Annotated in this window: 15 protein-coding genes; 5 read left to right on the forward strand and 10 right to left on the reverse strand. The window is 61.7% G+C overall.

What is annotated here, in order from left to right; genetic code table 11:
• Positions 1 to 68: 68 nt before the first annotated feature.
• The 9 genes from HBO24_RS05955 to glnE all read right to left on the reverse strand — a co-directional run bounded on the left by HBO24_RS05955 (position 69) and on the right by glnE (position 10,686).
• Positions 69 to 380: a hypothetical protein gene (locus HBO24_RS05955; RefSeq protein WP_157717210.1), complete on the reverse strand. Its 312-nt coding sequence runs from the start codon at positions 378 to 380 to the stop codon at positions 69 to 71.
• A 209-nt stretch (positions 381 to 589) separates the two neighbouring features.
• Positions 590 to 2,041: a lipopolysaccharide kinase InaA family protein gene (locus HBO24_RS05960; RefSeq protein WP_170059411.1), complete on the reverse strand. Its 1,452-nt coding sequence runs from the start codon at positions 2,039 to 2,041 to the stop codon at positions 590 to 592.
• Positions 2,041 to 2,793: a lipopolysaccharide kinase InaA family protein gene (locus HBO24_RS05965; RefSeq protein WP_170059412.1), complete on the reverse strand. Its 753-nt coding sequence runs from the start codon at positions 2,791 to 2,793 to the stop codon at positions 2,041 to 2,043. Before HBO24_RS05965 ends, HBO24_RS05960 begins: the two co-directional genes overlap by 1 nt.
• Positions 2,790 to 3,524 carry a lipopolysaccharide kinase InaA family protein gene (locus tag HBO24_RS05970; protein ID WP_057958119.1) on the reverse strand — a complete coding sequence of 245 codons (735 nt, stop codon included), beginning with the start codon at positions 3,522 to 3,524 and terminating at the stop codon, positions 2,790 to 2,792. Before HBO24_RS05970 ends, HBO24_RS05965 begins: the two co-directional genes overlap by 4 nt.
• A complete protein-coding gene (gene rfaP / locus HBO24_RS05975; protein ID WP_057958118.1) occupies positions 3,524 to 4,330 on the reverse strand; it encodes a lipopolysaccharide core heptose(I) kinase RfaP in 807 nt (268 codons plus the stop codon). Before rfaP ends, HBO24_RS05970 begins: the two co-directional genes overlap by 1 nt.
• The gene (locus HBO24_RS05980; RefSeq protein WP_170059413.1) at positions 4,330 to 5,451 is read right to left on the reverse strand and encodes a glycosyltransferase family 4 protein; all 1,122 of its coding nucleotides are present in this window, start codon (positions 5,449 to 5,451) and stop codon (positions 4,330 to 4,332) included. The genes rfaP and HBO24_RS05980 overlap by 1 nt, the downstream gene beginning before the upstream one ends.
• Positions 5,451 to 6,512: a lipopolysaccharide heptosyltransferase I gene (waaC, locus tag HBO24_RS05985; RefSeq protein ID WP_170059414.1), complete on the reverse strand. Its 1,062-nt coding sequence runs from the start codon at positions 6,510 to 6,512 to the stop codon at positions 5,451 to 5,453. The genes HBO24_RS05980 and waaC overlap by 1 nt, the downstream gene beginning before the upstream one ends.
• A gap of 1 nt (position 6,513) precedes the next feature.
• Positions 6,514 to 7,548 (reverse strand): lipopolysaccharide heptosyltransferase II, encoded by a 1,035-nt coding sequence (gene waaF, locus HBO24_RS05990; protein ID WP_115127229.1) that lies wholly within the window; start codon positions 7,546 to 7,548, stop codon positions 6,514 to 6,516.
• A gap of 198 nt (positions 7,549 to 7,746) precedes the next feature.
• Complete coding sequence (gene glnE, locus HBO24_RS05995; RefSeq protein WP_170059415.1) at positions 7,747 to 10,686, reverse strand: bifunctional [glutamate--ammonia ligase]-adenylyl-L-tyrosine phosphorylase/[glutamate--ammonia-ligase] adenylyltransferase; 2,940 nt, start codon at positions 10,684 to 10,686, stop codon at positions 7,747 to 7,749.
• 383 nt (positions 10,687 to 11,069) lie between these two features.
• On the opposite strand from glnE, the gene aceE reads away from it, so the two are divergent.
• The 4 genes from aceE (at position 11,070) to msrA (ending at position 19,081) form a co-directional block, all read left to right on the forward strand.
• Positions 11,070 to 13,715, forward strand: a complete 2,646-nt coding sequence (gene aceE / locus HBO24_RS06000) for a pyruvate dehydrogenase (acetyl-transferring), homodimeric type (RefSeq protein WP_057958114.1) — start codon at positions 11,070 to 11,072, stop codon at positions 13,713 to 13,715.
• Between the two features lie 11 nt (positions 13,716 to 13,726).
• Positions 13,727 to 15,361: a dihydrolipoyllysine-residue acetyltransferase gene (gene aceF, locus HBO24_RS06005; protein WP_170059416.1), complete on the forward strand. Its 1,635-nt coding sequence runs from the start codon at positions 13,727 to 13,729 to the stop codon at positions 15,359 to 15,361.
• A 314-nt stretch (positions 15,362 to 15,675) separates the two neighbouring features.
• Complete coding sequence (locus HBO24_RS06010; RefSeq protein WP_115127226.1) at positions 15,676 to 18,366, forward strand: GGDEF and EAL domain-containing protein; 2,691 nt, start codon at positions 15,676 to 15,678, stop codon at positions 18,364 to 18,366.
• Positions 18,367 to 18,433: 67 nt separating this feature from the next.
• A complete protein-coding gene (gene msrA, locus HBO24_RS06015) occupies positions 18,434 to 19,081 on the forward strand; it encodes a peptide-methionine (S)-S-oxide reductase MsrA (protein ID WP_170059417.1) in 648 nt (215 codons plus the stop codon).
• Between the two features lie 96 nt (positions 19,082 to 19,177).
• Here the strand turns inward: msrA and rlmJ are convergent, their stop codons facing one another.
• On the reverse strand, positions 19,178 to 20,014 hold the full coding sequence (gene rlmJ, locus HBO24_RS06020) for a 23S rRNA (adenine(2030)-N(6))-methyltransferase RlmJ (RefSeq protein WP_170059418.1): 837 nt from the start codon (positions 20,012 to 20,014) through the stop codon (positions 19,178 to 19,180).
• Positions 20,015 to 20,266: 252 nt separating this feature from the next.
• Between rlmJ and HBO24_RS06025 the strand changes: the two genes are divergently transcribed.
• Entirely contained in the window at positions 20,267 to 21,535 is a 1,269-nt protein-coding gene (locus tag HBO24_RS06025; protein ID WP_170059419.1) for an aminotransferase class V-fold PLP-dependent enzyme, read from the forward strand.
• Position 21,536: the final 1 nt, after the last annotated feature.

A 21,536-nucleotide genomic window follows, 5' to 3' on the forward strand; every position in this document is an offset into this window, starting at 1 on the left:
ACTTTGAAAAGTACCCACCAAAATTACAAAGAACTACAAACAAAAATACCCACTCAACTTTTAAGCAATCATCCATCAGCTTTTAATTGCCACTCCCCATTGGCTCCGTAAACCAGCTCATGATCTATGGGCTCTCGATAGGGATCACCGAAGTTCACATAACCGCCATCACCTTTGCCATTAGAGGCGGTTGGCTGCCATTCCTGGGTATCGGCGTTAAAAAATTCGGCATCATCACCAGCGGTTGTGTCCTTTGGATTGCGCACACCCGACTGCACTTTATCTATTGGGCTTGTTGGATTCACCGGATCTATCGGCTTATTTTTACCGGCCAGATCACTGTAAAAAGAAAAAGGATGAAAGCCTGTTATCGAAGTCATTTGCACACTCCCGGAATTAACATTTCGACCATTCAATAAACATCTATATAAGATATTCCTATCAAGCGTCGATACAACCTATTAACCCCAACAAACAATGTCCAGAGCACTACTTAATCAAAATATTAAGTAATGCCCCTTACCTTCGAAAACACTGTGATTTCCCAGACCTGAAGAAATCGCTACGACTTATGACGGCCTAACGCGAATCACCCAACTAACTCGCTCACCTTGGGCAAGCGCTGATCAATCACACGATACAAAGCACTATCAGCCGGCCAGTTGCGCATAAACCGCGCACGGTCCTTGGCAAACGCCGGTGCGAAGCTGCTCAGCGAGCCATGCTGACACATCGAATCCAGATCAATCAGCACCCAACGCCCTCCTTGCCAGAACAGGTTGCGCCCCTTGAAGTCGCCATGGCTGATCCGCTCGCGAATCAGCTCGCCAAACAGGCGATCCAGGGCCAGCAGTTCAGGCTCGGGCACCTCGCCGCTGTCCACGTAAGGGGCCAGGTGTTCGATCAGGTCGGGCCCGGACAGGTGCTCGGTGACCAGATAAGCCCGGCTGCGCAACCAGAAAAAGCGTCGCTCCAGAAGCGCCAGGGGCTTGGGCGTGGCAATCCCCAGGAATGTCAGGCGGTTGCCTTCGCTCCAGGCGTGCCAGGCGCGGCTGGGCCTCCAGAAGCGCCTGAGCCAGTGTGTAAAACCCTTGATGTTGTAACGCTTGATCACCAGCGGCCGCCCCGCAGCATCAACCCCGGCCACCGTGGCCGAGGCGCCGGCCTTGTACATTTGGCCCTGGTCGACAAGCCTATCGACGTTTGCCAGTACCGGCAGCAGGGTGGCTTCTTCTTCACGCCGGATGGCGCGCAGCCCAAAGGCCCCGCGCACTACGCTGAACAAGGTGCACTCACGGCCGATCTTGCCCATGAAGTCTTTCAGGCGCCAGGCGCGCACTTTGCGCACCTGTTTTTGCAAGGCTTCCAGGGGCAACGCGTGCTCGCCGTTGCTTAACAGGTAGTGCACCAGTAATTCTTCGGTAAACGGTTCGAGGTCGCTCGGTAACTGGGCAAAAAACACCCCGAGGTTTTCCAGCACCCGGTTACGTGACAGGGGTTTACCCGCCTGTTCGACGCAGATCCCCCCCCCGTCGATCAAATACAGCTTGTCCGCCTGACGCATCAGGTTGTCCAGGTGCAGATCTTCCTGCCACAAACCCTTGGCGTGCATCTGGGCAATCGCACCCAGCGCTTCGGCCAGTACCGCCTGTTGCTCATCGGCCAAGGGCGGCAAGGCTTCGACTGCCGCCCAGGCGTCGGCCAGGCTTTGGGCCCCTTCCAGAAACTCGAACAGCAGCCAGCCGCCCTCACCGTCTTGCAGGCCGTCGGCGAGCAACAGTGGGGTAGTGAGGCCTTGCTCGGCGAGCAGGCGCACGCCCTGGAGTTCGCGCTGGAAATGTCGGGCGGCGTTGCTACCCACCAGCAACTTGGCCAGCACCGGCCGGCCACGCCAGATGGCCGCGCCCACATAACGCTGGCCGGGCAACACCCGCAACAGGCTCAGCAGTTGCAACTGCCCAGGGCCCGCTGCATCCGCCAACTCAATACTCAAGGGCAACGTGGGCGTACGCCCGGCGTTTTTGAGCTCAGACAACCGCATCAGCGGGCCTCCTTGTGACTGCGCCGCCCCGCCAGGTACTGCGCCCAGGTATCCACCAGCGAACTGTCCTCCGGCTGGTCGAGGTAGGCCGCCAGGAATTGCCGCACCTGCGCTGCCGTCCATGCGCCAGCACGGCGCAGCAATGGCTCAAGGTCTTTGACCCGATCACGCCGGCCCAGCAACAGCGGCCGGGTTTTTTCCAGGTCGATCAACTGCGCTGCGTAACCGTCGCCGGTGGCCTGCAGGAAGATATGTTTGGGGTAAAAACAGCCATGCACCTGGCCGACGCCATGGAGCTTGCGCGCCAATTGGCCGCAAGCCACGAGGATCGCGTGGTGCTGGGCGGTACTCAGGGCCGGCCACTGCTCAAGCAATGAGTCCAGGTCATTCCAGCCATCCAGCGCGCGGGTCAGCAGCAAGGCGCGGTATTCGCCGGCAACCTTGCGCTCGCCATAAAAGGCGGCCTGCAAGGCCGGGATCGCCTTCTGCCGATAGCGGCTGATATTGCGAAACTCACGGGCAAAGGTCGGCTCGCCAAAGGGCCGATGCAGGGTGCGCGTCAGGTAGTTGCTCTGGCGCTTGAGGTAAAAGCCACGGCCTTCCAGTTCCAGGCGGAACACACTGCTCCAGCCGCCGCGACTGGTGTTGGGCTCATCCACTGCGTCCAGTTGCCTGGCCCACAGGGCGTCGAAGTCAGCCAGGCCATTGCGCTCCAGCAAGGCCCGGTCTTCAGTTGCCAGGAAGTCATTCATTCGCGTCCCTCGAAAAACTTCAGCACATGGCGAATCCGCTGTTTATCCGACGTATTCAGGTGCTTGCGCCGACAATATTGCATGTAGAAGCGTAGGCGCTGGGTGGCCGACAAGTGGTATTTGGCAACCTTGTCCAGGCACGCCAGGTCCTTGGTGATCCGGTACTTGAGCCAGAACCCGCGCCAGAAGTCGCCGTTGGGGCAGTCGATCAGGTACAGGGTCTGCTGGTCGTCGATCAACAGGTTGCGCCACTTCAAGTCGTTGTGGGTAAACCGGTGGTCGTGCATGGTCCGGGTGTATTCGGCGAGCTGGCGGCTGACCTTGTCGACCCATACCGGGTCGGACAATTGCGGATCCTTGCGTTCGGCCAGGGCCGCCAGGTCTTCGGTGCGGGGCAACTCGCGGGTGATCATCGCCCCACGATCATAGGCCAGGCCCTTGCGCTCCAGGCCCCAGGCCACGACTTCGGCCGTGGGAATGCCCCACTTGGCGAAGCGCTTGAGGTTCTGCCATTCGGACTTGACCCGTGGCTTGCCCAGGTAACGCCGCAACCCCTTGCCGGCGCCGGTGTAGCGCTTGACGTAATAGTTGACCCCGCCGCGCTGCACACGAATGACTTCGGACAGCGGATCACGGGTCAGACGCTCGCCTTGCAGGGCAAACACCGCATCGAGGCTACCAAAATCGTCCACAAGCTCCGAGTAAGCAGGTTCCAGGTTCCAACCCGCCATCAGAGCGCACCTCCGTACCGGACTTTACGGTCATAGAGCTTGCTGGCCTTGCGCTCCAGCCACTGCAGCAGCGCGCCTTCCTCGGCCAGGATCTGGCGCAGGGGTTGCTGGAAGTAGCCTTTGAGGAAACGCAACTTGTCGCGGCGGGTCAGGCCGATATCCAGGATCGAGAAATACAGGGCCGCCAAATCCTTGTTGCGCCAGCGCTGACTGATGCGCGGGCGCACTTGGGCACGGTGCAGGTCGATCACCGACAGTTTGAAGTCATCGGCCGTCACCGGTTTGTCGGTGTGCAGCAGGAAGTGGCAGATGTAGCAGTCACGATGGTTGACGCCAGCACGATGCATCATCCCGGTCATGCGGGCCACTTCGGCAATCAGCGCGCGCTTGAGACGCGGCTCGGGTGGCTGCTTGAGCCAGTCCATGCTCAAGTCTTCCAGGCTGATGGTCGGCGCCAGCTCTTGGGTGACAATAAAGGAATGCTGGTCGGCCGGGTTGGCGCCGCGCTCGCCGTAAGCCACGGCGGTCATGGTCGGTACGCCCACTTCGTGCAGGCGCTGGATTGCCTGCCACTCCTGCCCGGCGCCCAGCACCGGCAGTTTGGCGGTGAACAGGTTCTTGAAAATTTCACCCCAGCCGATGCCACGGTGGATTTTCACAAAGTAGCCGCGTCCATCCACCTCGGTGCGCAAGGTGCGACGGGCTTCCAGTTCACGGTAAACCTCACCCTCCAACAGCTCGACTTCGGCGAACGCATCGCGCCCGGCCCAAAGGCTCTTGAACGGTTCGGCAAGAATCAACTTCATCAGTGTTGCTCCGCCAGAATTACATCCGCAGCGTGCTGCGGCATGCTATAGAGGTCGGCCGTCTCGGCGAAGGCCAGACCATTGCGGCTCCAGGCCGCACGTTGCTGCTGATCACTGAGCATCCCGGCCAGGTACTGGTTGAGCTGGGTCTGTTCGAAAGGCTCGTCCAGCACACGCCCGCAATCAGCTTCGCTGATGTAATGGGCATAACCACACACCGCTGTGACCAGTACCGGCAACCCGGCCACCAGGGCTTCGAGCAGCACGGTCCCGGTGTTTTCGTTGTACGCCGGGTGAATCAACAGGTCGGCACCCAGCAGGAAACGCGGGATATCACTGCGCCCCTTGAGGAACTGCACATTGTCGCCCAGGCCCAGGGTAGCACTCTGCAATTGGAATACTTTGGGGTCGTCCTGGCCAATTACAAACAGGCGGGTGCGCTTCTTCAGGTCTGGCGGCAGTGCGGCCAGCGCCTTGAGGCTGCGGTCCACGCCCTTGGTCTTGAAGCCCGAACCGATCTGCACCAGCAGCAAATCGTCGTCCGCGAGGTTGAATTCGGCACGGAAGCCGGCGCGGATCTCGGCCGCATTCGGCGGCGCCCGACGGTCCTGGGCGATGCCCGGTGGCAGTAGGTGGAAGCGCGCCAGCGGTGTGTCGTAGTGTTTGATAAACAGCGGCTGCTGGACCTCGGAGATCATCAGCACTTGGGTCTTGGCCTCCTTGGCAAACACCGCGCGCTCGTACTCGGCAAAGTGCCGGTAGCGGCCAAAGCTGCGATACAGCGAATGCCGCAGGTTCTGCGCCTTGTCCTCAAAACAGCCGTCTGCCGCGTAGTACACATCCAGGCCGGGCATTTTGTTGAAGCCGATCAAGCGGTCCACCGGGCGTTTGGCCAGGTCGGCCTGCATCCAGGCGGTCAACTTCTCGTTGCGCCGATGGTTGAAGAACGCCTTGACCGGCGCCACCAGCACTTCAAAACCGGGTGGCACGTCACCTTCCCAGATCAAGGTGTACACACGAATCTGGTGGCCGCGCTGCTGGCACTCCAGGGCGATGCGCATGAAGTCGCGCTGCAAGCCACCAAAGGGGAAATATTTGTACAGTACAAATGCCAGTTGCATCAGTGCAGCTCCTCAGCCAATAACAACGTGCTCAGTCGGCTGGCCACACGCTCAGGGTTCAGGCGAGTAAAGCACAGTGGCCACTCGCGCTTGAGATCAAACCGGCGCTGGTCTTCAGCGGTCGGTTGGTAGGTGCATTTCTTTTGCAGGCAGGGCGCGCAGGGGAAATCGCTGCCCAGATGAATCTGCGCCTTGCCATAGGCACCGGTCAGGCCCGGGTTGGTCGGGCCGAACAGAGAGATCGTCGGCACATCCAGCGCAGCGGCCAGGTGCCCAAGGCCGGTATCCACCGCCACACAAGCCCTGGCGCCGGCCAATACCCGCGCCACACCGGCCAGGTTCAGCTTGGGCAAGACTTCGGCATTGGCCAGGCCCTGGGCCAGGCGTTCGGCGCGGGCTTTTTCGGCGGCATTGCCCCACGGCAGTTTCACATCCACTCCCAGGCTGCCCATGCGCTCGGCCAGCTCGCGCCAGTAGGCTTCGGGCCAGTGCTTGGTGTCCCAGGTGGTGCCGTGCAGCAGCAGCACAAAAGGTTTCTTCGGCGGCAGGCCGAGCAGTTTCTCAGTGCTCAGGCCGTAATCCCCAAGGCCTTTGGGCAGGTCATAGCCCAGGGCCACAGCGAACAGCTGGCGCAAGCGCTCCACCGCATGCTGGCCACGAGCAACCGCCAGGCGCCGGGAATAGAAGCGCGCAGCAATGGGTTCGCGAGCTGAATCTCTGTCAAAGCCCGCCACCGGCGCCCGCACATAGCGGGTCAGCCAGGCGCTTTTAAGCAGGCCCTGGGCGTCGATTACCAGGTCGTATTTAGTCGACTGGATCTGCTTCTTGAAGCGGCGCCACTCGCCACTCTTGAAGGTCTGCCAGAGGCTCTTGCGCCAGCGGCGAATCGCCACGGGGATCACCTTGTCCACCGCAGGGTGCCAGGTGGGGATTTCGGCGAAGCCTTCTTCCACCACCCAGTCAAAGCGGATCCCCGGGATCGCCCGGGCCGCGTCGGTCAATGCCGGCAAGGCGTGGATCACATCGCCCAGGGATGAGGTCTTGATTACCAGTACCCGCAACTCAATGAACCTCGACCACGTTGCCCTGCAAACGCTGCAAGGCTTCGGCTACCGCATCGGGCAGCAACTGGCGCAGGCAATTGTAGTGGCCGAAACGGCAGGTGCGGTCAAAGCACGGGCTGCAATCGAGGCCCAGGCGCACCACTTCGACCTTGTCGGCCAATGGTGGGGTAAAGCCCGGCGAGGTGGAGCCGTACACCGCCACCAGCGGGCGGTTCAGCGCGGCGGCCACGTGCATCAGGCCGGAGTCGTTGGACACCACCGAGTCGGCGCAGGACAACAGGTCGATGGCCTCGGCCAATGACGTATCGCCACTGAGATTGACCGCTTCTTCGCGCAGGCCGGGGATCAGGCGCTGGCGGATATCCTCGCCCACCGAGTGATCGTTTTTCGAGCCAAACAGCCAGACTTGCCAGCCTTCGCGGATTTTCAGCTCGGCGACCTTGGCGTAATGCTCCGACGGCCAGCGCTTGGACTCGCCAAACTCGGCGCCTGGGCACAGCGCCAGCACCGGCCGATCGAGGCTCAGGCCGAACTTGGCCAGGGCCGCGTCGCGGGTGACCGGGTCGATGAGCAGGCTCGGCCGTGGATACGGCGTCGGCAACTCGGCATTGGGCGCATAGGCCAGGGCCATGAAGCGCTCGATCATCAGCGGGTAGCGGGCCTTGTCGAGCTTGCGCACGTCATTGAGCAAGCCATAGCGGAACTCGCCGCGCCAGCCGGTACGCTTGGGGATGCCGGCGAAGAACGGCACCAGGGCCGACTTCATCGAGTTGGGCAGCAGGATCGCCTGGTCGTACTGGCCGGCCAGAGACTTGCCGATCCGCCGCCGGGTCGCCAGCTCCAGCGCGCCATGGCCGAGCGGGAAGCTCAAGGCCTGCCGTACCTCGGGCATGCGTTCCAGGATCGGCCGGCTCCACTCGGGGGCGAGCACGTCGATTTGGCAGTCGGGATGACGCTGTTTCAGGCACTGGAACAGTGTCTGCGCCATTACCATGTCACCGACCCAACTGGGCCCAACGATCAGAATATTCATGTAGTTTCCACAAACGATTCGGGGAGGCTCATGCCTCCCCGCCTCGATAATTACTGTAGGTCACGGTTTGTGTGGGATCGGGCTGGCCCGCGATAGCATCACCGCGTGCTGTCAGCCAGACCGCAGCGCCTGCATCGCGGGCCAGCCCGCTTCCACCTAAAGCCGGTCTCCACATTCAATTGGGGTCGCCGTAGTGTTTTAGCTTAACCCCAGTTCTTGCCAGATCCGTTTCACCTGCCGCCGTTCGTCGGCAAACTGATCCCCGGCCACCACACCCGCCTCGTTCTGCAAGGCCTGGCGATGGGCTGCCGAGCGGTAGGCCTTATACACCTCGCGCAACAGGTGGGCATCGGCGGCTGGCATCAGCCCGACCTGCTCCAAGCCTTCCAGGATGCGGATATTGTCGGTATAGCGCAGCAGCAATGGATGTTGCGCAGACCACGCCAAAGCGGCGTATTGCACCATAAATTCAATATCGACGATACCTCCTGCGTCCTGCTTGAGATCGAACAGCGCCGTGGGCTCGAAGGCATTCGCCGCGGTGCCGGCTGCGGTCGACTTGGTGCCCAGGTTGTCACGCATCTTGGCGCGCATCTCGCTGACCTCCTGGCGCAGCTTCGCCAGGTCCTGCGTGCACCCCAGTACCCGCGCCCGTACGGCCTCAAACGCCCGGCCCACGTCCTGGCTGCCGACCAGCACCCGCGCGCGCACCAGGGCTTGATGCTCCCAGGTCCAGGCCTCGTTTTCCTGATAACGGGCAAATGCCCCCAGAGAGCTGACCAGCAGGCCGGATGCGCCAGAAGGTCGCAGGCGCATATCCACTTCGTACAATTGCCCGGAGTTGGTCTGGGTGGTCAGCAGGTGAATGATGCGCTGGCCCAGGCGGGTAAAGAACTGCGCGCCATCAATCGGCTTGGCGCCGTCGGTTTCGGCCTGGGGGTCACCGTCGTGGATAAACACCAGGTCCAGGTCCGAGCCATGCCCCAGTTCGATACCGCCGACCTTGCCATAACCGACGATGATAAATCCGGGGTCGCACAAGGTACCGTCCAGGCGTTGCGGCGTACCATGGCGGGCCACGGTCTGGCGCCAGGCCAGGGCCAGCACCTGCTCCAGAATCGCCTCGGCGAGCCAGGTCAGGTAGTCGCTGACCTTCATCAGCGGCAGGCTGCCAGCGATTTCCGAGGCCGCGACCCGCAACCGGTGCGCCAGCTTGAAGTGGCGCAGGGCTTCCATTTGCTGCTCAAGGTCATCCTCAGGGATGCGTGTGAGGCGCTCGCGCAGTTCGGCGGCCAGTTCCGGCGCCAAGGGCGGTTTGAACAGGCGGCCTTCGTTGAGCAATTCGTCCAGCAGCAGCGGGAAGCGGGTGATCTGCTCGGCAATCCACGGGCTGGCGGCGCACAGGGTCAACAACCGACGCAAGGCGTCAGGGTTTTCCGTCAACAGCACCAGATAAGCAGAACGCCGCGCGACGGCCTCTACCAACGGCAGCACACGCTCCAGCACCAGGTCCGGGTCGGCATGTTCGACAGCCTGGGCCAGCAGGCGCGGGATAAACGCATCCAGACGCTCACGCCCCAGGCGCTGCATCGCGCGCAATTGCGGGCTGCCGCGCAGACTGGCCAAGGCTTTCAGGGCCTTGGGCGCGTCGGCAAAGCCGCCTTCGGCCAATTGGCGACAGGCGGCCTCCTCATTTTGGGATTCTTCCCACAAGGGCAGCCACTCGCCACCCACCACCAATTCGCTTTCCACCCCCTCCTCTTCGTCCGGATCGGCAATCACCTGGCGGAAATGCCAGTCCACCCGGCCACGCCAGTACATCAACTGTTCATGGAACGCCGTCCAGTTGGCAAAACCCAACATAAAGGCAATGCGCGCCTGGTCCTCTTCCGTGTTGGGCAGCATTTGCGTCTGGCGATCGGCAATGGCCTGGATCGCATGCTCGGTGTAGCGCAGGAACTCATAGCCGGCACGCAACTCGGCAATCACCGCCGGCGGCAGGTAGCCCTGGCCTTCCAGGGTGCCCAGCACCTTCAGCAGCGGCCGCTGTTGCAGGCTGAGGTCGCGGCCACCGTGAATCAGCTGGAACGCCTGGGCGATAAACTCCACCTCGCGGATGCCGCCCGCCCCCAGCTTGATGTTGTCGGCCATGCCCTTGCGCCGCACTTCCTGCTGGATCAACTGCTTCATGGTGCGCAGCGCTTCGATCGCAGAAAAGTCCAGGTAACGCCGATAGACAAACGGGCGCAACAGGTCGAGCAAGTACGCGCCGGCCACCTGGTCGCCGGCCACCACCCGCGCCTTGATCATCGCGTAGCGTTCCCAGTCGCGGCCCTGGTCCTGGTAGTACTGCTCCAATGCGTTGAAGCTCAACACCAGCGCCCCTGCTGAACCGTAGGGCCGCAGGCGCATGTCGACCCGGAACACGAAGCCGTCGACAGTCATCGGGTCCAGGGCCTTGATCAGCTTCTGGCCCAGACGGATAAAGAATTCCTGGTTGTCGAGGGCCCGCTTGGCGCCCACGGTCTCGCCGCCTTCGGGGTAGGCGAAGATCAGGTCGATGTCCGACGACAGGTTCAGTTCCACCGCACCCAGCTTGCCCATGCCGAGGATGACCATCTGCTGCGGCTCGCCGCTGCGCCCGCCGATGGGGGTGCCGAATTGCGCGCAGTGGCGCTGGTACAGCCACTGGTAAGCCTGGTCGATGCTGGCGTCGGCCATGTCTGACAGGTCGCGGCAGGTCTGTACCAGGTCCGCCTGTCGGGTCAGGTCGCGCCAGATGATCCGCACTTGCTGGCGGGTGCGCTGGCGACGCAGCACACGCCCCAGCTCATCTTCTGTTTCAGCCTGTTGCACGGCTGCGGCAATCTGCCCACACAGTTCATCAGGCGCAAAGCCGCGGTCCAGCTCGCCCCAGGCCACCAGCTCAAGCAACATCAAAGGGTCACGAACACTCTGTTCAATCACAAAATCGCTGGCGGCACATACCCGGGCGAAGTCGGCCCAACGTTGCGGCGTCCACGCAGACAGGCCATGATCGGCATCCAGCATGGCCGCCGCGTCACGAAATGACTGCTCGGCCCGGTTGGCAAATGGCAACAGAACGGCTGGGAGTTCAACCAGCGTTGGAAGGCTCATGGTCTATCCTTGATCGGCGCGTGAATGGCGAGTGGCTGTGAACGCAAGAACCACGCTCGATGAAGGACTGTCGAACAAAAGTTAGAAATAGCTGAAAAATCATTAATTTTGGCAGGCAACATTAAACCTCTACCTTTTCTTGTTCGCAAAAGATCAACAATAACGATTATGCTCACCAGCCAGACCGAGCAACCACCTCGGTCTTGTGTAGTTTTACTACTCGTATATACATTCGAAAGGCTGAAATGGCCGACGATTTGTAGTAAAACTACAGGACGCCGAAGCAACCTTCGGCCATCCAAGAATTTATGTCGTCTGCCCACAAGGCCAGTCGCAAACTTCAGGCAACCGATTCTGGTAGCCTTTCCGCCCTGGAGCAAGCCATGCAAGACCTCGATCCCGTCGAAACCCAGGAATGGCTGGACGCCCTGGAATCGGTTCTCGACAAAGAAGGCGAAGACCGTGCTCACTACCTGATGACCCGTATGGGCGAACTCGCGACCCGCAGCGGCTCGCAACTGCCCTACGCCATCACCACGCCATACCGCAACACCATCCCCGTTACCCACGAAGCACGCATGCCTGGCGACCTGTTCATGGAACGCCGCATTCGCTCGCTGGTACGCTGGAACGCGATGGCGATGGTTATGCGCACGAACTTGAAAGATTCTGACCTGGGCGGTCACATCTCCAGCTTCGCTTCCAGCGCAACCCTGTATGACATTGGCTTCAACTACTTCTTCCAGGCCCCGACCGAAGAACACGGCGGCGACCTGATCTACTTCCAGGGTCACACCTCGCCAGGCGTCTACGCCCGCGCGTTCATGGAAGGTCGCATCACCGAAGACCAGATGAACAACTTCCGCCAGGAAGTCGACGGTGGCGGCCTGTCGTCGTACCCGCACCCTTGGCTGATGCCTGACTTCTGGCAGTTCCCGACCGTATCCATGGGTCTGGGCCCGATCCAGGCGATCTACCAGGCACGTTTCATGAAGTACCTGGAAGCCCGTGGCTTCATCCCGGAAGGCAAGCAGAAGGTCTGGTGTTTCCTGGGCGACGGCGAGTGCGACGAGCCGGAATCCCTGGGCGCCATCTCCCTGGCCGGCCGCGAGAAGCTGGACAACCTGATCTTCGTCATCAACTGCAACCTGCAGCGCCTCGACGGCCCGGTTCGCGGCAACGGCAAGATCATCCAGGAACTCGAAGGCGTGTTCCGCGGTGCCCAGTGGAACGTAACCAAAGTCATCTGGGGCCGTTTCTGGGACCCACTGCTGGCCAAGGACGTCGACGGTATCCTGCAACGCCGCATGGACGAAGTCATCGACGGCGAGTACCAGAACTACAAAGCCAAAGACGGCGCGTTCGTACGTGAACACTTCTTCAACACGCCTGAACTCAAGGCGATGGTTGCCGACCTGTCCGACGACGAGATCTGGAAACTCAACCGTGGCGGCCACGACCCGTACAAGGTCTACGCGGCGTACCACGAAGCGGTCAACCACAAAGAACAACCGACCGTCATCCTGGCCAAGACCATCAAGGGTTATGGCACCGGTGCCGGCGAAGCGAAGAACACTGCCCACAACACCAAGAAAGTCGATGTCGACAGCCTGAAGTTGTTCCGCGACCGCTTCGACATTCCGGTCAAGGACGAAGAGCTGGAGAACCTGCCGTTCTTCAAGCCCGAGCCAAACAGCGCCGAAGCCCGCTACCTCAGCGAGCGTCGCACTGCACTGGGCGGTTTCGTGCCACAGCGCCGGGCACAGAGCTTCAGCGTACCGACGCCGGACCTCAGCACCCTCAAGGCAATCCTTGACGGTTCGGGCGACCGTGAAATCTCCACCACCATGGCCTTCGTGCGGATCCTCGCGCAACTGGTCAAGGACAAGGAAATCGGCCCGCGCATCGTCCCGATCATCCCGGACGAAGCCCGTACCTTTGGTATGGAAGGCATGTTCCGCCAGTTGGGCATCTACTCCTCCGTCGGCCAGCTCTACGAGCCAGTCGATAAAGACCAGGTGATGTTCTACAAGGAAGACAAGAAGGGCCAGATCCTCGAAGAAGGCATCAACGAAGCGGGCGCCATGAGCTCCTTCATCGCTGCCGGTACTTCGTACTCCAGCCACAACCAGCCGATGCTGCCGTTCTACATCTTCTACTCGATGTTCGGCTTCCAGCGCATTGGCGACCTGGCTTGGGCAGCAGGCGACAGCCGTACCCGTGGTTTCCTGATCGGCGGTACCGCCGGGCGCACCACGCTGAACGGCGAAGGCCTGCAACACGAAGACGGTCACAGCCACATCCTGGCTGCCACCATCCCGAACTGCCGCACCTTTGATCCAACCTACGGCTACGAGCTGGCGGTGATCATCCAGGACGGCATGAAGAAGATGACCGAAGAGCAGCAGGACGTTTTCTACTACATCACCGTGATGAACGAGTCCTACCAGCAACCAGCCATGCCGGCCGGTGTTGAAGAAGGCATCATCAAGGGCATGTACCTGCTCGAAGAAGACACCAAGGAAGCGGCACACCACGTGCAACTGATGGGCTCCGGCACCATCCTGCGCGAAGTGCGTGAAGCGGCGAAGATCCTGCGTGAAGAGTTCAACGTCGGCGCTGATGTGTGGAGCGTTACCAGCTTCAACGAACTGCGTCGCGACGGCCTGGCCGTAGAGCGCAGCAACCGCCTGCACCCAGGCCAGAAGCCTGCGCTGAGCTACGTCGAAGAGTGCCTGGCTGGCCGTAAGGGTCCGGTTATCGCCTCTACCGACTACATGAAACTGTTTGCTGAACAAATTCGCCAGTGGGTCCCGTCCAAGGAATTCAAAGTCCTGGGCACCGATGGTTTCGGCCGCAGTGACAGCCGCAAGAAGCTGCGTCACTTCTTCGAAGTCGACCGTCACTTTGTGGTGTTGGCAGCCCTGGAAGCCTTGGCTGACCGTGGTGAGATCGAACCCAAGGTGGTGGCTGACGCCATCGTCAAGTTCGGGATCAACCCGGAAAAACGCAACCCACTGGACTGCTGAGGAGACTTTTTGTGAGCGAACTCATTCGCGTACCTGACATCGGCAGCGGTGAAGGTGAAGTAATCGAGCTGTTTGTAAAGGTCGGCGACACCGTCGAAGCCGACCAGAGCATCCTGACCCTGGAATCGGACAAGGCGAGCATGGAAATCCCTGCTCCCAAGGCCGGCGTGGTCAAGAGCCTGAAAGTGAAGCTGGGCGACCGCCTGAAAGAAGGCGACGAACTGCTGGAGCTGGAAATCGAAGGTGCCGCTGATGCGGCCCCGGCGGCGGCGCCTGCTGCCGCTGCTGCACCGGCACCAGCCGCCGAGAAACCTGCTGCTGCCGAGGCGCCTGCTGCTCCGGCCGCAGCCACTGTCCAGGACATTCACGTCCCGGACATCGGCTCGTCGGGCAAGGCCAAGATCATCGAGCTGCTGGTCAAAGTCGGCGACACCGTCGAAGCCGACCAGTCGCTGATCACCCTGGAGTCCGACAAGGCCTCCATGGAAATCCCATCGCCGGCTGCCGGCGTAGTGGAAAGCATCGCGGTCAAGCTCGAAGACGAAGTCGGCACTGGTGACTTCATCCTCAAGCTGAAAGTACAAGGCGCTGCGCCTGCTGCTGCTCCGGCGCCTGCCGCTGCTGCTCCGGCCGCCAAAGCTGAAGCTGCACCGGCTGCTGCCGCCCCGGCTCCTGCGGCAAAAGCCGAGGCCGCACCGGCCCCGGCGGCTGCCCCTGCGCCAAGTGGTGCCAAGGCTCACGCCGGCCCTGCCGTGCGTCAACTGGCCCGTGAGTTCGGCGTCGAGCTGAGCGCTGTCAGCCCTACCGGCCCACATGGTCGCGTGCTCAAGGAAGACGTGCAGGTCTACGTCAAGTCCATGATGCAAAAAGCCAAGGAAGCTCCGGCTGCCGGCACTGCTACCGGTGGCTCGGGCATTCCGCCGATCCGCACCGTAGACTTCAGCCGCTTCGGCGAAATCGAAGAAGTGCCGATGACGCGCCTGATGCAAATCGGCGCAGCCGGTCTGCACGCCAGCTGGCTGAACATTCCGCACGTGACTCAGTTCGACCAGGCCGACATCACCGACCTGGAAGCTTTCCGCGTTGCGCAGAAAGCCGTGGCCGAGAAGGCTGGCGTCAAGCTGACCGTGCTGCCACTGCTGCTCAAGGCCTGCGCGCACCTGCTCAAGGAGCTGCCGGACTTCAACAGTTCGCTGGCACCAAGCGGCAAGGCGATCATTCGCAAGAAATACGTGCACATCGGCTTCGCCGTCGACACCCCGGATGGCCTGCTGGTACCGGTCATCAAGAACGTCGACCAGAAGAGCCTGCTGCAACTGGCTGCCGAAGCGGCTGCACTGGCTGCCAAGGCCCGCGACAAGAAGCTGACTCCGGACGACATGCAAGGTGCCTGCTTCACCATCTCCAGCCTCGGGCACATTGGCGGCACTGGCTTCACGCCAATCGTCAACGCGCCGGAAGTGGCGATCCTCGGTGTTTCCAAGGCCACTATCCAGCCTGTATGGGACGGCAAGGCCTTCCAGCCGAAGCTGATGCTGCCACTGTCGCTGTCCTACGATCACCGCGTGATCAATGGCGCGGCCGCTGCACGCTTCACCCAGCGCCTGAGCCAGTTGCTGAACGACATCCGCACCATCCTGCTGTAAACGGCAGCGGCCTCCCCTTCACCGGGGAGGCCTGGCTGCAACGATTTCCGAGCGCCACGCTCGTACCTCAACCCCGCCAATTTGGCGGGGCTTTTTTTGCCCGCCTCAACTGCCCAAGCGCCTACAAAGGCCACGCAGGATAACCGTCCATCATTGCGACTGTAGAAATCCGCTGCACGGCCGATAACCCACTTATAGCACTTAGCCTTCATCCTCTCTTGTCAGTCCGTGCTGCATGATGCAACCTTGCCGCAGACAGCAACAAAGAGGGCGATAGCCCGGCGCGATGCGCATTTTTCCAAGCGAGCTCCCCCATGAAAAGCCAACCCGATGTCGCCCGAACGGCGGCCGAGGTCGTGACGCAATTACCGGTGCCTTCGCGCCTCGGTATGCTGCGTTTCGAGCGGCTGAATGAGGCCAGCTGGGCGCTGCTGTACCTTGACCCCAATTGTGAACGCCAATTCGGCTTGCCCGCCGTAGAGCTGTGCTCGCTGATCGGCTCGCCCTACGCCAGCCTGATGGAGCCCCAGGCACGCTACCAGTTGCATGACGCGATCCAGCAGCAACTGACCGCCAGCCCCCACTACCTGGTGCGCTACACCTTGCACACCAACGACGGCCAGTTGAGCCTGCTGGAGGTCGGCGAGGCCTACAAGCAACACAATCGCCACCTGCTACGCGGCTACCTGATGGTGGTAGACGGCTTGTTCAGCAACCTGGCGCCGATGCCCACCGCCGACCTGGAGGACCAGAACAGCCGCCTGCAGATCGCCCTGGAGCTCAACCAGCGTGCACAACAGGAACAGTTGCAGCACCTGGAGCGGGTGCGCGCCCAGCAGGAGCTGATCCTGCTGCTGGCCCGCCAGCGCTACAGCACCAACAATTCCCTGCAAGAAGCCGCCGAACTGATCACCCGCAGTGCCTGCGATATCTACCAGATCGACTGCGCCAGTATCTGGAACCTCGAAGGCCAGCAACTGGTGCCGATTTCCGCTTTTCTCCGCGCCGACCAACAGCACCATCTGCCCTTGCCGATTGATGCCAGCGGCTTCCCGGACTACTTGGAAGCCCTGCACAGCAGCCGCGCCATCGACGCCGGCAATGCCCTGCGCGATCCGCGCACCCGGGACATGGCCGAAAGCCTGCGCCCCCTGGAAGTCCACGCCATGCTCGACGCCAGTATCCGCGTGGATGGCCAGGTGGTGGGCGTGCTGTGCCTGGAACAAAGCACTTGCACCCGGGATTGGCTGTCCGATGAAATTGCCTTTGCCGGTGAATTGGCCGACCAGTTCGCCCAGGTCATCAACAACCACAACCGTCGTACCGCCACCAGCGCCCTGCATCTGTTCCAGCGCGCCGTGGAGCAAAGTGCCAACGCCTTCCTGTTGGTCAATTGCGACGGCGTAGTGGAATACGTCAACCCCAGCTTTACCGCAATCACCCAGTACAGCACCGAAGAAGTCCACGGCCATCGCCTGGCCCAGTTGCCGGCCCTGGAGAACCTCAGCGAACTGCTGTTCGACGCGCCCTCCAGCCTGGCCCAAAGCAACAGCTGGCAGGGCGAGTTCAAGAGCCGGCGCAAAAACCTCGAACCGTACTGGGGCCAGTTGTCGATTTCCAAAGTGTATGGCGACAACCGCGAACTGACCCACTACATCGGCATCTACGAAGACATCACCCAGGCCAAGCTTGCCCAGCAGCGTATCGAGCGCCTGGCCTACACCGATAACCTGACCAACCTGGGCAACCGCCCGGCGTTTATCCGCAACCTCGACGAACGCTTCGCCCGCGACAGCGACGCGCCCATCAGCCTGTTACTGGTGGATATCGACAACTTCAAGCGGATCAACGACAGCCTCGGCCATCAGACCGGCGACAAGTTGCTGATCAGCCTGGCCCGGCGCCTGCGCAACAGCCTCAATGCCGGCGGCAGCCTGGCGCGTTTTGCCAGTAACGAATTTGCGGTGCTGCTCGACAACGCCGACCTTGAAGTCGGCCAGCAAATGGCCTGCCAGTTGTTGATGACCCTCGACAAACCGATGTTCGTCGACAACCAGTTGATCAGCGTCACCGGCTCCGTGGGCCTGGCCTGCGCCCCGCTGCATGGCCGCGACCCCCAGACCCTGATGCGCAACGCCGGCCTGGCGCTGCACAAGGCCAAGGCCAACGGCAAGCACCAGGTGCAGGTGTTTACCGAAACCCTGAATGCCGAGGCCAGTTACAAACTGTTCGTGGAAAACAATCTGCGCCGCGCCCTGACCCAGAACGAGCTGGACGTGTTCTACCAGCCCAAGCTGTGCCTGCGCAGCGGGCGCCTGCTCGGCATGGAGGCGCTGTTGCGCTGGAACCACCCGGAAAAGGGCATGATCCGTCCGGACCAGTTCATCAGCGTCGCCGAAGAGACCGGCCTGATCATCCCCATCGGCAAATGGATCGCGCGCCAGGCCTGCCGCATGAGCAAGCAGTTGAGTGCCGCGGGTATGGGCAACTTGCAGGTGGCGATCAACCTGTCGCCCAAGCAGTTTTCCGACCCGGACCTGGTGGCCTCCATCGCCAGCATCCTCAAGGAAGAACAGCTACCGGCCAACCTGCTGGAGCTGGAACTGACCGAGGGCCTGCTGCTGGAAGCCACCGAGGACACGCGCCTGCAACTGGATCAGTTGAAGAGTTTCGGCCTGACCCTGGCCATGGATGATTTCGGCACCGGCTACTCGTCCCTGAGTTACCTGAAGAAATTCCCCATCGATATCATCAAGATCGACCGCAGCTTTATCCATGAAATCCCGGATAATCAGGACGACATGGAAATCACCTCGGCGGTGATCGCCATGGCGCACAACCTCAAGCTCAAGGTGGTCGCCGAAGGCATCGAGACTGCCGAGCAGTTGGCGTTCCTGCGCCGCCATCGCTGCGACGTCGGCCAGGGCTACCTGTTCGACCGGCCAATCCCCGGCTCCGAGCTGCTGGACAGGCTCAAACGCTATCCGCGCGGGCCAATCGCCTGACAGCGCTGTAACACTCGGGCACACTGGTGGTCTGAACTGTTAACTCAACCTGACGAGAGGACTGATCATGGTCTTGCGCTCGGAAATCCTGGTGAATAAAAACGTGCTGCCTACTGCCGAACAAGCCTTGCCTGGTCGTGAAACCCCGATGAATCTGCCCGAGACGCACTTCGTCAACGGCAACCCGCTGCTGGGCCCGTTTATGGACGATGTGGGGTTTGCGATTTTTGGCCTCGGCTGTTTCTGGGGCGCAGAACGCAAATTCTGGCAGCGCGACGGCGTGGTCAGCACCGTGGTCGGCTACGCCGGCGGCTTCACACCAAACCCGACCTACGAAGAAGTCTGCTCGGGCCTGACCGGCCATAGCGAAGTGGTGCTGGTGGTGTATGACCAGGCCAAACTCAAGTACGAAGACCTGCTGAAGATGTTCTGGGAACTGCACAACCCAACCCAGGGCATGCGCCAGGGCAATGACATTGGCAGCCAGTATCGCTCGGTGATCTACGCGACCACGCCTGAGCAACTGGAGGCTGCGAAGGCCAGTGCAAAGGCCTATCAGGAAGAACTGACCAAGGCCGGCCTGGGCGAGATCACCACGGAAATCGACGAGGCGCCCACGGTGTACTTCGCCGAGGCCTATCACCAGCAGTACCTGGCGAAGAATCCCCAGGGTTATTGCGGGATCGGCGGTACAGGCGTGACCTGCCCGATCTGACGTCAAAAGCATCGCGGGCAAGCCCGCTTCCACATGGGATCACATCACCATGTGGGAGCGGGCTTGCCCGCGATAGCACTCTAAAGAGTGATGCCGTTACTCGGCGATCAGCCAATCCATCTGCCACCCACCCTGAGTCTGCCCCAGTTTCTTCGACAGCCACGGCAGCAGCTCACGCAACTCCTCCTCCAGTCCCCACGGCGGGTTGGCAATCGCCAGGCCCGAACCGGTCAGGGTGTTGGGGGTATCCAGCGGATGCACCAGCAACTCCACGCGCAGCAGCTTTGGCGCGCCGGTGCCAGCCAGGTCCTGGTAGAAGCGGCGCAACATGCGCTGGTCCTTGACCGGGTACCAGATCGCGGCGACCGTCTGGCGCATGCGGCCCACGGCTTCCTTGAGGGAGGCGGCGCAACGCTGCATCTCGTCGAGCTTCTCGAACGGCGGGTCGATCAGCATCAGCGCGCGCTTTTCCGGCACCGGCAGCAAGGCCCGTGGCACGTGCCAGCCTTCGCCCAGATGGACCTTCACGCGGCGGTCGCCCTTCATGTTGTCCTTGAGCAACACGCCGTCTTCAGGGTGTTTTTCGTTGAGCAGCACGCGGTCCTGGGGGCGGCTCAGGCGCCGCGCCAGCTCTGGCGAACCGGGGTAATAGCGCAATTGGCCATCCGGGTTCATCTCGTGCAGCACCCGCATGTAGTCAGCGGTCAGCGCCGGCAGGTCCGCCTCGCCCCACAGGCGGGCAATGCCTTCCAGGTATTCACCGGTGCGGTTGGCCTGGTCGCCTTGCAGGTCGTACAGACCAATCCCGGCGTGGGTGTCGAGATAGGCAAACGGCTGCTCCTTGCGCGACATCAGGGCGATGAGGCGGGTCAAGGTCAGGTGTTTGAAGACATCGGCGTGGTTGCCGGCGTGAAAGGCGTGACGATAATTCATGGTTGCTCCTGCGCAGGGGGCGAAGTTTACCTTTTACGCGGGCAAAGGTGCAGGGCTGCATGCCGGGCGGTGCTTATGTCGCAAATGTAGGAACAGCAGCGAAAACGTTCTAGCGAGTTATGTGCGAGCGGGCTTGCCCGCGATGCAGGCGACGCGGTATTACCCGTACTCTGCGCTGATGCCATCGCAGGCAAGCCAGCTCCTACCTTATCCGGGGCTGCCCCATGCAATCCAGGGAGGTCAGTATCCACCATGAAAGACGCCACAACCGCATTGCACCACGGCTTCAAATCGGACCCGACCACCAAGGCGGTCGCCGTGCCGATCTACCAGAACGTCGCCTTCGAGTTCGATAACGCCCAGCATGGCGCCGATCTGTTCAACCTCGACGTACCCGGCAATATCTACACGCGGATCATGAACCCCACCAACGACGTGCTGGAACAGCGCATGGCCGCGCTGGAAGGCGGGATCGCGGCCCTGGCCGTGTCGGCGGGCAGCGCGGCCATTCACTATGCCATCCAGGCCCTGACCCGTGCCGGCGACAATATCGTCTCCACCCCACAGCTGTACGGCGGCACCTACACCCTGTTCGCCCACCTGCTGCCGAGCTTCGGCGTTGATGTGCGCTTCGCCCGCAATGACTCGGCCGAGGCCATCGCCGAGCTGATCGACGACAACACCAAGCTGGTGTACTGCGAGAGCATCGGCAACCCGGCAGGCAATATCGTCGACCTGCAGGCCCTGGCCGACGTCGCCCATGCCCGCGGCGTACCGCTGATGGTGGATAACACCGTCGCCACGCCGATCCTGTGCAAGCCGATCCAGTTTGGCGCGGATATCGTCGTGCATTCCCTGACCAAGTATGTCGGCGGCCACGGTAACTCCCTGGGCGGGGTGATTGTCGACAGCGGCACCTTCCCCTGGACCGACTACCCGCAGAAATTCCCCGGCCTCAATCAACCCGAGCCGGCCTACCATGGCGTGGTGTACAGCGAGAAATTCGGCCCGGCAGCCTTTATTGCCCGTGCCCGCACCGTGCCGCTGCGCAACACCGGTGCCGCCCTGGCCCCGATGAACGCCTTCCTCCTGCTGCAAGGCCTGGAAACCCTGGCCTTGCGCATGGAGCGCCACACCGAGAACGCATTGAAAGTCGCACAGTTCCTGCAGGCCCACGAGCAGGTGGAATGGGTCAGCTACGCCGGCCTGCCGGATCACCCGCACCATCACCTGGCGCAAAAGTACATGCAGGGCAAACCCTCGGCGATCCTGTCCTTCGGCCTGAAGGGCGGCTATGCCGCCGGGGTGCGCTTCTACGATGCGCTGCAGATCTTCAAGCGCCTGGTGAATATCGGCGACGCCAAGTCCCTGGCCTGCCACCCGGCGTCCACCACCCACCGGCAGATGAACGAGCAGGAGCAGGCCAAGGCCGGCGTACGTCCGGAGATGATCCGCCTGTCGGTGGGCATCGAAGCGATCGAGGACCTGCTCGATGACTTGCAGCAGTCACTGAACGCCTGAC

This window comes from Pseudomonas sp. WS 5410 (assembly GCF_012985645.1).
GTDB lineage: Bacteria > Pseudomonadota > Gammaproteobacteria > Pseudomonadales > Pseudomonadaceae > Aquipseudomonas > Aquipseudomonas shahriarae.

Bases quoted from the DNA above. Each gene is read 5' to 3' on its own strand.
- HBO24_RS06010 (WP_115127226.1), top strand. From the start codon at position 15,676: ATGAAAAGCCAACCCGATGTCGCCCGAACGGCGGCCGAGGTCGTGACG.
- HBO24_RS05960 (WP_170059411.1), bottom strand. From the start codon at position 2,041: ATGCGGTTGTCTGAGCTCAAAAACGCCGGGCGTACGCCCACGTTGCCC.
- aceE (WP_057958114.1), top strand. From the start codon at position 11,070: ATGCAAGACCTCGATCCCGTCGAAACCCAGGAATGGCTGGACGCCCTG.
- waaF (WP_115127229.1), bottom strand. From the start codon at position 7,548: ATGAATATTCTGATCGTTGGGCCCAGTTGGGTCGGTGACATGGTAATG.
- rlmJ (WP_170059418.1), bottom strand. From the start codon at position 20,014: ATGAATTATCGTCACGCCTTTCACGCCGGCAACCACGCCGATGTCTTC.
- HBO24_RS05955 (WP_157717210.1), bottom strand. From the start codon at position 380: ATGACTTCGATAACAGGCTTTCATCCTTTTTCTTTTTACAGTGATCTG.
- HBO24_RS05980 (WP_170059413.1), bottom strand. From the start codon at position 5,451: ATGCAACTGGCATTTGTACTGTACAAATATTTCCCCTTTGGTGGCTTG.
- glnE (WP_170059415.1), bottom strand. From the start codon at position 10,686: ATGAGCCTTCCAACGCTGGTTGAACTCCCAGCCGTTCTGTTGCCATTT.
- HBO24_RS05965 (WP_170059412.1), bottom strand. From the start codon at position 2,793: ATGAATGACTTCCTGGCAACTGAAGACCGGGCCTTGCTGGAGCGCAAT.
- msrA (WP_170059417.1), top strand. From the start codon at position 18,434: ATGGTCTTGCGCTCGGAAATCCTGGTGAATAAAAACGTGCTGCCTACT.
- rfaP (WP_057958118.1), bottom strand. From the start codon at position 4,330: ATGAAGTTGATTCTTGCCGAACCGTTCAAGAGCCTTTGGGCCGGGCGC.
- HBO24_RS06025 (WP_170059419.1), top strand. From the start codon at position 20,267: ATGAAAGACGCCACAACCGCATTGCACCACGGCTTCAAATCGGACCCG.
- HBO24_RS05970 (WP_057958119.1), bottom strand. From the start codon at position 3,524: ATGGCGGGTTGGAACCTGGAACCTGCTTACTCGGAGCTTGTGGACGAT.